Genomic DNA, 11,850 nt, shown 5'->3' with positions numbered 1-11,850 from the left:
GTCTTCACGCCTCGGCCGCACGTGCAGGGGACTGGGCGGCCGCTGCGGCTTGCGCCTTTTCGCGCTGGAAGTTGGCTTCCATCTGGGCCTTTCCCGAAACGTATTGCTTGGGCCACGCGAGTGCGGTGTAGCCTATCTTTGCGGCCTCGGTCAACGTCCAAGCGGGGTTTGCCAGATGCGGACGCGCCACGGCGCACAGGTCGGCTCGGCCGGCGGAGATAATGCTGTTCACGTGGTCCGCCTCGCTGATGGCACCCACCGCGATGGTGGCAATGCCGGCCTCCTGGCGGATGCGGTCGGCAAAGGGCGTCTGGAACATGCGTCCATAAACCGGCTTCTCTTTTTTGCTGACCTGGCCGGATGAACAGTCGATCAGGTCGGCACCCGCAGCCTTGAAGGCCTTGGCAATTTCCACCGCGTCATCGGGCGTGATTCCACCCTCCACCCAGTCGTGCGCCGAGATACGCACCGACATGGGCCTGTCCGCGGGCCAGGCGGCGCGGACGGCGGTGAATACCTCCAGCGGATACCGCAGCCGGTTTTCCAGGCTGCCACCGTAAGCGTCATCACGCTGGTTGGTCAGTGGGGAGATAAAACTGGACAACAGATAACCGTGGGCGCAGTGCAGCTCCAGCCAATCCACACCAATCTCAGCGGCGGCCTGTGTACTGGCAACAAACTGGGCCGTCACTTCGTCCATGTCAGCGCGGGTCATGGCGCGTGCGGTCTGGCTCACGCATTCCAGATACTGCTGCTCGGAGGCCGACACAATGGGCCAATTGCCAGCGGGCAACGGTTGGTCTATACCCTCCCACGCCACGCGAGTAGACGCCTTGGCGCCCGCGTGGCCCAACTGCATCGCAAACTTGCAATCGCTATTCGCATGCACCCAGTCGACGATACGTTTCCACGCGGTGGTGTGCTCGGGCGCATACAGGCCAGGGCAACCGGGCGTGATGCGGCCTTCGGCACTGACACAGGTCATCTCGGCAAACACCATGCCTGCGCCACCCATGGCGCGGGCGCCCAGGTGCACCAGGTGGTAGTCACCAGCGACGCCATCGACCGCAGAGTATTGGGCCATGGGGGACACCACGACACGATTCTTCAGCGTGAGACCGCGCACGGTGTAAGGTGTGAACATGGGCGGTGGTGCAGTCTGGCCAGGCGCCAGTTGCATACCGGCGCGTTGGGCAAACCAGGCCTCAAAGTCGCCCAGCCATTTGGCATCGCGCAAGCGCAGGTTCTCGTGGCTGATGCGCTGGCTGCGGGTCAGCATGGAGTACATGAATTGCGGACCTTCCAGCTGGTCGCAGTAACGCTCGCCACAGGCCTCAAACCACTCCATCGCATTCCACGCGGCGTTTTGCAGGCGCAACACGTCCACATGGCGCAGCGCCTGGTAACGCGCCAGCACGGCGGGTATGTGTTCGGCCGTGTCACCCTGGTCGCGGAACTGGCGGGCCAGCTCAATCGCGTCTTCAATCGCCAGCTTGGTGCCCGAGCCAATGGCGAAGTGCGCCGTGTGCACCGCATCGCCCATCAGCACCACATGACTGCGGCCGTTGAAGAACGACCACTGCTCACACTTGACGCGCTGAAAGTTCAACCACGCCGAGCCGCGCAGATGGCGCGCGTTTGTCATCAGCTTGGCGCCCTGCAGGTTCTTCGCAAAAACCTTCTCGCAAAAGGCGATGGATTCTTCTTGGTCCGCCAGGTCCAGGCGGTGGGCCTGCCATACGTGCTCCGGGCACTCCACGATAAAAGTGGTGGTGTTTTCGTCAAACTTGTAGATATGGGCCTGGAACCAGCCGTGCTCGGTCTTCTCGAACAGAAAGGTAAAGGCGTCGTACAGTTTCTGGGTGCCCAGCCAGATGAATCGGTTGGGCCGCACCACGATATCGGGCTTGAAGATGTCTTCGTGCTGGTTGCGAATGCGGGAGTTGATGCCGTCGCTGGCAATGATCAGGTCGGCATCGGGGTACTGCGAGTCGGACTCGGCATCGACCTCAAACTCCAGTTTGACGCCCAGCGCCTCACAACGGCGTTGCAGGATGTTGAGCAACTTTTTGCGACCAATACCGACAAAGCCGTGGCCGCCAGAGCGTATAACTTCGCCCTTGATACCCAGTTCGATATCGTCCCAATGGTTAAAGGCCTGTTCGATCTCGGCCGCGCTGGCCGGGTCCCAGATACGCATGTTGTCCATGGTCGCATCGGAGAACACCACACCCCAGCCGAAGGTGTCATAAGGCTTGTTGCGCTCCACCACCGTGATGTCATGTGACGGGTTGGCCTGCTTCATCAGCAGTGCGAAATACAGCCCAGCGGGGCCGCCGCCTATGCACACGATATTCATTGCAACTCCAGGAAGCCTTGCGACTCGGGGTGGGATTTGCAATTAGTTTAGGCTTAAACCTTTAGATGTCAAGCAATCGAGGGAAAACCACTAGCACGCCTTCTGCCTTCTTTATGTTACCCAGCGTTGGCACTACTCATACAACGGCTTGCCCGTACCGTCGCGCACCACCTGCCACTGGGCCGTGACTGCTTTGGCGGTGCTATCGGCCAGCGGCACGTAGTTCGCCTCCGTGGCCGACTTGCCGCCTTCCTTGAAAGCCCAATTGAAGAACTTGATGATTTCACGGGCCTGTTCCGGTTTGTCCTGCACCTTGCGGATCAACGCGAACGTAGCCCCGGTGATGGGCCAGGCACCCTGGCTGCGCTCTTCAGTCAGGATGTCTGAAAAGCCTGAGTTTTCCCAGTTGCTGCTGACAGCTGCAGCCAGGCTTTGGGGGTTGGGGGCCACAAACACACCACTCTGGTTTTTGAGCTGTGTGTAGTTCAGTGCGTTGTTCAGGGCAAAGCCATAGTCCACAAAACCAATCGCACCCGGCAACCGCTGTACAAACTTGCTGACGCCATCGTCTCCCTTGCCACCCAGCCCCACCGTCCACGGCACGGTGACACCGCGGCCCAGGCGAGTCTTCCACTCAGGGCTGACTTTGGACAGGTAGTCGGTGAAGAGCAAGGTGGAGCCGGAACTGTCGGAACGCCGTACCACTGCAATGGCCAGATTGGGCAATGAAACACCCGGGTTGACCTGGGTGATGGCACTGTCATCCCAGACCACAATCTTCCCCAAGTAGATGTCCGCTAGAACAGGGCCGGTGAGTTTGACATCACCCGGCTTGGTGTTGGGCAGGTTAACGATGGGCACCACGCCGCCCAGCATGGTGGGGAACTGCAGCAGACCATTTTTTTCGAGAACGGCACTCGACAAGGGGCTGTCCGAGGTACCAAAGTCAACGGACTTGGCCGTGATCTGCGCCACGCCGCTGCCGGAACCTATGGACTGGTACACCACCTTGGTACCGGACGATTGTTTGTAGGCCTTGGCCCACTTGGCATACACCGGCGCGGGAAGCGAGGCACCGGCACCCAGTACCTCAGCAGACCACGCACCAGGAACGGCGAGCACCACCACCGCGAAGGCGGTACACAGTGAGAGCGGAAATTTCAATCCCATACATCCCCCAGATAAGAAACTACTGCACGCTGCCTGTGGCCGCTGTTGTGCTGGAAAGCCGCTGTGTACGCTCCCAGGCATGGGCCTTGTCAACAAATTGCTCGAACACACGGCCCCGCTCCAGCAGAAGTGTCTTGGCCTCTGCGGTTAACGACTCCTCCACGCCATAGTCATCCACGGGCATCCGGTCGGTCTGCACCTGTTTCAGCAAACGTTTGATCTCTGCCGCCGCATGGGCTGGAGACTGCAACAACACCAGTTTGGTCGAGCGCTGGGGGTTGTTGGGCACATGGCATTGCAGACACTGGCTCTCTCGCAGTGACAACGCCAACACACGGTAAGACGCATCCAGATCGCGCTTATAGGGATTGGATTCACTGAATAGTCCATCAAACAGCGTGACCGCAGGCTGCGTTTTACCTTGCGCGTCGGTCCACATCCATTTGCCTTCGAATGCCGGCGTGGCTACAGGCTGTACCGCCACCAAGGGCGCCCCCTCCCCCAGCTGCGTGAACTGAACGACGCGGGCCTTAAGGGATTTGGCATCAAACCAAAACAACATGGCTTTCGCGTTTTCATAGGTATTCCACTTGTTGGCCTCATGCCAGAAGGGATAGGGAAACTGCCCTGGCTGCAGCCTGTTACGGAACCCAACACCCAACCGTGCCACATACATGGCATTGGGCACCGAGTAGCTGACCGAGTAGCTGCCATCAAACATGAACAAGGGCATATACATACCCGTGAGTACTTCCGGCGCAAACTGGGTCAGGTGGGTTTCCTTCAACAAAGCGCCTTGCTCGCGCTGGCGCCCCCACAGGGTGATGGGGCCTAGCATGGCCTGTACCTGCGGGCTGACAAAGAGACCCTTGCGGCAGGTATCGAAGGCATCTTGGCTGTAGGCCTCTGCAACGGGGCACATTTGCGCCAGGCGGGCGGCCATCAAGCCTACGTCACGCGTGATGGCGGCCTCTACCGCCCGGTCCTGCGCAACTGCCAACGAAGAGTGGGCCAGCAGGACCAAGGGGCAGGCGGCAACAGGCAATAACTTAATGAAGCCGGGCTTTGCGGTTTTCATAGAAACTCCTTCATGCAACGGGGTCCAAAAGTTATGCAACGGTCATGATCCATTGCGGTACTGGTCATAGACCTGATCAAAAATTCCGCCGTCCTGAAAATGGACACGGTCTATGGTTTGCCAGTCTTTGTAGAGGTCGCCCACCTTGAACAGCTTGAGCGGGGTGAACTGCTTCTCGAACTGGCTGGCCACAGCCGGGTCGGACGGCCGATAGAAGTGGCTGGCGGCAATGGACTGCCCCTCCGCGCTGTACAGGTATTGCAGATAGGCCTCTGCCACCTTTCGCGATCCGCGCTGGTCCACCACCTTGTCGATGACGGCAACCGGTGGCTCGGCAATCACCGAAATGGAGGGGACCACAATCTGGAACAGATCAGGGAACTGAGCCACGATCTGGAAGGCCTCGTTCTCCCAGGACACCATCACATCCCCCTGCTTGCGACCCACGAAGGTATTGGAAGCGCCGCGCGCGGTGTACTCCAGAACCTTGTTGTTGTTGTACAGCCGCTTCAGGTAGTCGCGCGCGCTGGCCTCACTGCCGCCCGGCTTCTTGAGCGCATAACCCCAGGCGGCCAGATGGCTCCAACGCGCCCCGCCCGACGACTTGGGGTTGGACATGACCACACGGACACCCCAGCGCACCAGATCAGGCCAGTCCTTGATGGCCTTGGGGTTGCCCTTGTGCACCAGGAACACGATGGTGGAGTAATAGGGCGTAGAGCTTTGTGGCAGGCGCTGTTTCCAGTTCTCGGGCACCAGGCGGTTGCTGGCAATCTCGTCCACATCCAGCGGCACGGACAAAGTCACTACATCCGCAGCGAATCCACTGTTGATGAGACTGGCCTGTGTGCTGGAGTTGGCGTGGGACTGGTTGATCTGCACCCCCTCGCCTGTTTTGGCCTTCCAATACCGCGCAAACGCCGGGTTGTAGGCGGCAAACATTTCCTTGGTTGCGGTGTAGGAGGCATTGGTCAAAACCGTGTCTGCCCAAGCGGGCGTCAGTCCGTGGACCAGGGCCGCTGCTATGGCAGCGCGCATAACGATCAAGGCATTCATAAAAGGGGCTCTCCCATCACTGCAGACTGACGACCAGCGAAGCCGGATGCTTACGCCACCGGAACGGAATCACATAGGCCTTGGAATTGCGCTGCATGTGGATGGCCTGGGCGGCACCCCGCACAATGACCGGGACCGAGATCATGAATTCATGGCCAAAGTGCAAACGGGCATTGCCGGCAATGGTGTTGGCAATCTCACCCGCCAGGTCACACAGGTTGTGGTCCGACACATCGGTCTCCCCCACATGCAGCAGCAAGGCGCGCAGCAGGTCCGGCCCAGCCGTGATGTAGACACAGCCCTGGCGCACACCCGATATGCCAATGACACCCGTGAAGTCGAGCATGGGCAGGTCGGTCACGTCGCCCAGGTAAGGGCTGCCGGTGTCCGGCCCTTTACCGGTCTCGCTCTCGAAGTACTTCTGAACGATTCCCACAAAGATGCGTAGCTGGTCTTCGTCCATGTCAAGCCCCTGATAAGAGTTCGTCCATCGCTTCGGTCAAATCGTCATCCGAAAAGGGTTTGCACAGGAAACCCTGTGCGCCTTCTTTCAGCGCCTGGATGGCGGTGGCTTTGTCGGCCAATGCGGACACCACCAATATCTTGATATCCGGTTTGATCTTCTTGAGCTTGCGGATGCACTCCAGACCGTCCATGCGCGGCATGGTCAGGTCCATGGTGACGATGTCGGGCTTCTCCGGCAGGAAACGCTCCACAGCTTCCTCTCCATTGGCGGCGGTGGCCACCACACGCATGTTGTGCCGCGTCAGGGCGCGCGAGATCTTGCCGCGGATGACGTTGGAGTCGTCGATGATCATGAGTTTGAGTTCCATCAGCTATGTGCCTCCGCCTGCAATGCCAGTGTTGCCAGATTGGATGAGGCAAACAGGTGCGACGGAATCTGCACCCGGAAGTGGCAGTACTTTCCGGGCGCGGTCCCGATATGGATGCGCCCCCGCACCCGCGCCACCAGGTCTCTGACCACATCCAGCCCCACACCACGCCCCGCGTCCTCATCGACCGATTCGTGCGTCGAGAACCCCGGTTTAAAAATGAGTTCGGTCAACTGGCGCACGTCTGCCACCTTGGCCTTCTCGGCGTTCAAGGCGCCAATGCGTACCGCGGCCTCGCGCAGCTTCTCGACATTGATGCCCGCGCCGTCATCGCGGAAGCTCAGCTCCAGCGCACCGTCACCGGCTTCCGACAAATACACGGCAATAGCACCCTGCTCCTGCTTGCCCTGGTGTGCCCGCTCTTGGGGGGTTTCCAGACCGTGGGTGACCGCATTGCGGATGAACTGCGTGACGATGGTGTCTATGGTCTCGCGCATGGCTTTGGTGATCTTTTCCAGGTCTACGCCCTGATAGGTCAGATCCACCTTCTTGCCTTTGCGGCTGGCAATTTGCTGTGTGAGGTTGCGCCAATGGGCCACAAAGGGCGAGTTTTGCCGCACCGGGTCGTGCGCCGGCTTGGGTGGCTCCACATTCACCACACCCCGCACTTGGGCAATCCGCGCCATCGCCTCCTGGATGGCATGCAGCTCGGTATAGATGGAGCGCACCCGCACAATCACCGGCAACAGGTCTTCGTTCTGCAGTTGTGGTTTGTTGCGCAGGCCCTGCAACAGGTCTTCAAAGCTGTGCAGCGATGTTGCAATGGCCTGCAGGTTGAGGGCCGCGGCGTCGCCCTTGATGCGGTGCGCAATACGGAAGAAGTGGTCAATATCCGCCGTGGCGACGCCGGACGTCGATCCCCCCTTGAGTGCCTCATTGATGCGGTTGAGGCCGGCCACCGACCCTTCCAGAAAGTCCCGCATCTGGCCGGGATCGGCCTGCAGGATGTAGACCATCATGGCCATCTGGTCCTGCACTTGGCGTTCGCTGTTGATCAGCTCACGCTCCAGCTTGACGCGGCGTGTAATGTCGGATGCCGTAACCAGCAGGTGAGTGATCTTGCCCTTGTCCACCACACGGTTGAAACGGAAGTTCAGGTAGCGGGTCTCCACCGTTCCGTTCTCGCGGGTGGTGTTGATCTCCAGCGCATCCAGCGGGTTCAGGCTGGCAACCAGTTTTTCCTTCACATCAAAGCGCAGCAGCAGTTCGATGTACTCCTTGGTGGTGTCCAGCGTCTTTTGCGACACCATGGGTTTGAGCAATGCCAGGAAATCGCCACCGGGCTTGACCGTGGTGCCCATCACTTGGCTCAGCGCATTGGAGGTCTGGCTGCCGATCTGGAAGTTGTTGTCCAGCAGGAAGAGGCCTTCCTGCATGGTGCGCAGAATGTTCTCGGTCTACACCTGCATACGCTCCACTTCGCTATCACTGGCACGTAGGCGGCCCAAGAAAACGTACACGATGAGCGCAAAGTTCAGAAAAGCCAGCGCAATCCCGCCGGTCTGAATCTGGCGCAAGGTGGCAGCCTTGCCCGCCGACAAGGCTTCCATACGCGAGGTCAGCAGGTTCGAGGTCTCCAGCAAGTTCAGGTTGTCGGGCACCAGCACCTGCAGCAGGGCGCCAAAATCATCGGAAGTGGGGTTTTCTTTCTTGCGCAACGCCTGCACTTGCTGGTTGATGGGCGCCCACAACTCATCCAGCAGTTTGAAGAACGCTGCCGCTTGCACGTCGTCTTGTGGGGTCAACGCTACCCGCGCTCCGCTCTCCAGTTGCATGCCGCCTTCGCGAAAAGCAGTCAGCGCGGCGTTCAATGCATCTACCGTGGAGTAGAGATCTTTCAGTTCCGAAAAGCTGGTGGCGCCATTGCTGTCGATCACACCCTGGGTGTTGCCCTGTTCCAGCAACAGCACGGTCTTCACCAACTGCTGCACCTGGGTGCGCTGCTGACCGGCCAGATTGAGCGACACCGCGTCGGTGGCAATCTGGCGCGAGATCACAAACGTCAGCACCATCACCGCACCAAAGATCACCAGAAACAATCCGGTGAGCAGAATGACCAATCGGTACTTGCCAAGGTTCAGCATAAGGCCAACTCTCTGGCAGCCGTAGGGGCACCGTGGGTCTCGCAGCCAATCGAGCAAGCAAATACGGGGTTTCCATCCACGATCATCGGGGGCGCCAGGCGGTGGGCCCGAAAACCCGCAATACGCAGCAGGCGCTCCACGCCCAGGGGAGAAACCGTAATAAAACGTTTGGCACCGTGGCGTGCGGCACACTCCAGAGAGGCCTGCAACAGCCCAACCGCAATGGGTGACGAAAACTGCGCCAGGGCCGAGCTACCCTGCACGCTAAAGTCCACCGCCGCAAACCGCGACAACTCCCAAACGTCGGGTGAATGGGGTGGCGCCATGCCATGCAGCAACTGGGGGAAAACCTCGTCCAACAGATAGGGGCGTGTGGTGGGCAGCAGGCGTGCAGTGCCTACCACCTCGTGGTGTGCGTTATGGGCCACAACATACACCGTGTCATCCCGGTCAAACTGGTCGTATTCCAATGCGTTTTCGCACCGTAGCTGCCAGCCCAGTTTTTCTACAAAGACTCTGTGGCGGTAGCGTGCAACGCCGGCCATGATCTCTACCGAAAGATCTGCGGGTGTTCCGGTCACGATGTTCACGTCATCTCCTTTTTCACAAGAGGAGATTCATTGAAGCGCGGCTATCTTTACGGGGTAACTACCAGATTTGGTAGGTTCTCAAAAAATAAGTAATCAAGCGTAACGGGCGGCCACCACATCGGGCAAGATTTCGCGCCACGCCAGGGCGTCGACGATGGTGCCCAGGATTTCCAGGTTGCCGTGCCAGGAGGTGTCGGCGCCGGTGTCTTGCGTCAACATAAGGTTGCTGCGTGGCAAGCCCACGCGCACCCAGCGCACACCGGATGCCAGGGTTTGCAGGCGCCAGTCCCAACCGATGGAAATCGTGGGGTCGCGGGTACTGATCCACTCGGTATAACCCGAAAGCGACGTCTGTGTACCGCAGCTTGCAGCCTGGCCATTGGCATCCAGGTCCACGCCCGAAACCAGGTGCTCCAACGGCGTTGACAACAACTGGTCAACGGTCAGGCGTATCAGTCCATCGGGCGACAGGTGCATGGGACAAGTGCCCTTAGTTCAGCAGCCCGAGCATGGCAGCGCGCACCACTGCGGCGGTGCGGTTCGCCGTGCGCAGTTTGATGACAGAGTTTTTGATGTGGAAGTTCACGGTGTTTTCCGAGATGGACAGCAGGTCCGCAATCTCGCTGGACGATTTGCCATCTGCCGTCCACTTGAGAACTTCAATCTCCCGGCCGGTCAGATCGGGCTGCGCCTCCTTGACCAGCTCAGACACAAACAGACGGGACAGGGCAAGGTGTGAAATATTGACCAGCCAACGCATCTTCACCTCCTGGGTGGCCAACTCCGCCCCCGACAAGGCATCGCTTGAGCGTGCCAGCGACAACATGCCACCCACACCCACCGCATCCAGGCTGGACTGGGCCCATCCGAAGCGCAGGCCAAAAGACTGGCTCTCGTCCCACAAATCAGGGGTTGCGGCAAACACCGCGTGGGACCAGACCAGTGGAGATTGCGAATGGCGCCCATGTGCAACCGTGGGGTCCACTGCCAGGTAGCCTTGGCTTGCATAACGCGTCTGCCAAGCCAACGGGTAGTTGCTCAGCATCATGGTGCGGGGGTTGGAAATCGGGGTCGGCAAGCGCAGACCGTAGGCACAGTACTCGAAGCCCAAAGCCTGCGAGGCGTGCGTGATTTTTTCAAAAACCTGGTCCACGGTACAGGCCGTGTCAGCCATGCCCAGCAAGTCACCCTGCCACGTGTTCATAGGTTCTCCTTCGGTTTACCGATGGGGCAGGTTAATCCTTTTATCGCCAATAGTTCGTAACAAATGGATACAGCAACTGCCAGACCTTGTATGTAGGCACTGAGGCTTGAGGTGTACCTGCAGCAGTGTAAAAATGCAGAACATGACTGACGCACAAGAACTTGCATCCCTATTGACCCGGCGACGCCAGACCGGCGCAGACCGTGCCGCTGTAGACGCGGAAATCTTCGCCCGCTTTGGGCGGGTGCAGGCGGTGATGTTCACCGACCTGGTGGGGTTTTCACGCGTGGTGGAGGCATTTGGCATCGTGCATTTTTTGCAGCTGATCCAGGAGTCCGAGACGCTGTTCATGCCACTGATCGCTCAACAGGACGGTGTGTGTATCAAACACGAGGGGGATTCACTGCTGGTGGTTTTCGACGCCCCGCACCAGGCGCTGGCCACTGCAAGGGCCATGGTGGCGGCCACCGCGGCCGTCAACCCCGGGCGGGCACCCGAGGACCGTATAGAAGTCTGCATAGGCCTGGGTTATGGCACCGTGCTGCGTGTAGGCGCCAACGAGGTGTGGGGAGCCGAGGTCAACGCGGCCTCCAAGCTGGGGGAAGATATGGCCAAGGGCGGGCAAATATTGGCGACAGACACCTTGCGCCTAGAGCTGGCCAGTGAACCGTTTGTGGAGTGTGGGGTGCTGTTTGGCACCCGCACTGTTTACCGCTTTGAGGCCCCGTGACGGCGCCATGCCCGGCGCAACGCGCGTGCCACAAAAACATGCAGTACCAACCACAACCACGGGTCCAACACGGCATCCCACACATTGCCGGAGGGTAGGCGCCAGACCACAAACACCAGCACGGCAACCGGTAGCACCCACATCCGGGAACGACCCATGGGAGGTTTTCCGGCGCCGACTACCCATGGCACCAGCCCCGCCAACAGAACCAGCCCTAAGGCAGCCGGGCTGAAGCCCCAGGCATATAGCTGCACCGGTAGCAAGGCCAAACTGTCCAGCAACAGCGCCCAACCCAGCAACACGCCCGCTACCGCGAGCGCCAAGGCTACGGGGTTGGTGGGCTCGTTGATGCTGGCCCCCGTTCGGGTGGAGAAAAACCGGCTGCGCAGCAAGGCATCACACAACAGCACCACAGCAATGCTGGGGGCTTGAAACGCCAGCCCCAACCAGTAGGCGGGTGAATAGGGGCCAGGCAGCCAGGCCCACAGCCCCAGGGCAAGTGCCACGCCCCATTGCAATCCATCCAGCTTGCCCGGCCTGCCGACCCGCCACCGGCCTACCAAGTTGGCCCCCAGACAGGCTAGCACCACACTCCAGCCCAGGTGCAACCAGATCTGCAGGGCCATGGCTGACGGCAGAGCGGGGGTGTTGGTCGCCAGCACGTGTGCCAGCCAGTCATTCATAGG

13 protein-coding genes are annotated in these 11,850 nt (G+C 59.9%); 1 reads left to right on the top strand and 12 read right to left on the bottom strand.

Annotation, left to right across the window (positions count from 1 at the left end; translation table 11 throughout):
• Positions 1 to 4 precede the first annotated feature (4 nt).
• The 11 genes from HZ993_RS20460 to HZ993_RS20410 form a co-directional block, all read right to left on the bottom strand.
• Positions 5 to 2,359: a bifunctional salicylyl-CoA 5-hydroxylase/oxidoreductase gene (locus tag HZ993_RS20460; RefSeq protein ID WP_209394541.1), complete on the bottom strand. Its 2,355-nt coding sequence runs from the start codon at positions 2,357 to 2,359 to the stop codon at positions 5 to 7.
• A 132-nt stretch (positions 2,360 to 2,491) separates the two neighbouring features.
• Positions 2,492 to 3,529, bottom strand: a complete 1,038-nt coding sequence (gene pstS, locus HZ993_RS20455; protein WP_209394540.1) for a phosphate ABC transporter substrate-binding protein PstS — start codon at positions 3,527 to 3,529, stop codon at positions 2,492 to 2,494.
• A 19-nt stretch (positions 3,530 to 3,548) separates the two neighbouring features.
• Complete coding sequence (locus HZ993_RS20450; protein ID WP_209394539.1) at positions 3,549 to 4,607, bottom strand: hypothetical protein; 1,059 nt, start codon at positions 4,605 to 4,607, stop codon at positions 3,549 to 3,551.
• Positions 4,608 to 4,649: 42 nt separating this feature from the next.
• Positions 4,650 to 5,663: a sulfate ABC transporter substrate-binding protein gene (locus HZ993_RS20445; RefSeq protein ID WP_209394538.1), complete on the bottom strand. Its 1,014-nt coding sequence runs from the start codon at positions 5,661 to 5,663 to the stop codon at positions 4,650 to 4,652.
• 16 nt (positions 5,664 to 5,679) lie between these two features.
• Positions 5,680 to 6,126, bottom strand: a complete 447-nt coding sequence (locus HZ993_RS20440) for a chemotaxis protein CheX (protein WP_209394537.1) — start codon at positions 6,124 to 6,126, stop codon at positions 5,680 to 5,682.
• Position 6,127: 1 nt separating this feature from the next.
• On the bottom strand, positions 6,128 to 6,496 hold the full coding sequence (locus HZ993_RS20435; RefSeq protein ID WP_209394536.1) for a response regulator: 369 nt from the start codon (positions 6,494 to 6,496) through the stop codon (positions 6,128 to 6,130).
• Positions 6,496 to 7,932 (bottom strand): ATP-binding protein, encoded by a 1,437-nt coding sequence (locus HZ993_RS20430; protein WP_209394535.1) that lies wholly within the window; start codon positions 7,930 to 7,932, stop codon positions 6,496 to 6,498. The genes HZ993_RS20435 and HZ993_RS20430 overlap by 1 nt, the downstream gene beginning before the upstream one ends.
• 21 nt (positions 7,933 to 7,953) lie before the next feature.
• Complete coding sequence (locus tag HZ993_RS20425) at positions 7,954 to 8,640, bottom strand: type IV pili methyl-accepting chemotaxis transducer N-terminal domain-containing protein (protein ID WP_209394534.1); 687 nt, start codon at positions 8,638 to 8,640, stop codon at positions 7,954 to 7,956.
• The gene (locus HZ993_RS20420) at positions 8,634 to 9,230 is read right to left on the bottom strand and encodes an acyl-homoserine-lactone synthase (protein ID WP_305847090.1); all 597 of its coding nucleotides are present in this window, start codon (positions 9,228 to 9,230) and stop codon (positions 8,634 to 8,636) included. Before HZ993_RS20420 ends, HZ993_RS20425 begins: the two co-directional genes overlap by 7 nt.
• Before the next feature lie 93 nt (positions 9,231 to 9,323).
• Positions 9,324 to 9,707 carry a DUF4902 domain-containing protein gene (locus tag HZ993_RS20415; RefSeq protein WP_209394533.1) on the bottom strand — a complete coding sequence of 128 codons (384 nt, stop codon included), beginning with the start codon at positions 9,705 to 9,707 and terminating at the stop codon, positions 9,324 to 9,326.
• Positions 9,708 to 9,720: 13 nt separating this feature from the next.
• Positions 9,721 to 10,434, bottom strand: coding sequence for an autoinducer binding domain-containing protein (locus tag HZ993_RS20410; protein WP_209394532.1), 714 nt, complete (start codon positions 10,432 to 10,434; stop codon positions 9,721 to 9,723).
• A gap of 142 nt (positions 10,435 to 10,576) precedes the next feature.
• Here HZ993_RS20410 and HZ993_RS20405 point away from each other — a divergent pair, with 142 nt between their 5' ends.
• The gene (locus HZ993_RS20405) at positions 10,577 to 11,164 is read left to right on the top strand and encodes an adenylate/guanylate cyclase domain-containing protein (RefSeq protein ID WP_209394531.1); all 588 of its coding nucleotides are present in this window, start codon (positions 10,577 to 10,579) and stop codon (positions 11,162 to 11,164) included.
• Here HZ993_RS20405 and HZ993_RS20400 read toward each other — a convergent pair.
• Complete coding sequence (locus HZ993_RS20400; RefSeq protein ID WP_209394530.1) at positions 11,143 to 11,847, bottom strand: hypothetical protein; 705 nt, start codon at positions 11,845 to 11,847, stop codon at positions 11,143 to 11,145. The two genes, HZ993_RS20405 and HZ993_RS20400, sit on opposite strands and share 22 nt — an antisense overlap.
• Positions 11,848 to 11,850: the final 3 nt, after the last annotated feature.

It is taken from the genome of Rhodoferax sp. AJA081-3 (assembly GCF_017798165.1).
Classification (GTDB): Bacteria; Pseudomonadota; Gammaproteobacteria; order Burkholderiales; family Burkholderiaceae_C; genus Allorhodoferax.
Note: the sequence above shows the minus strand (reverse complement) of the source record. Positions and strands in the feature narration are given on the sequence as shown.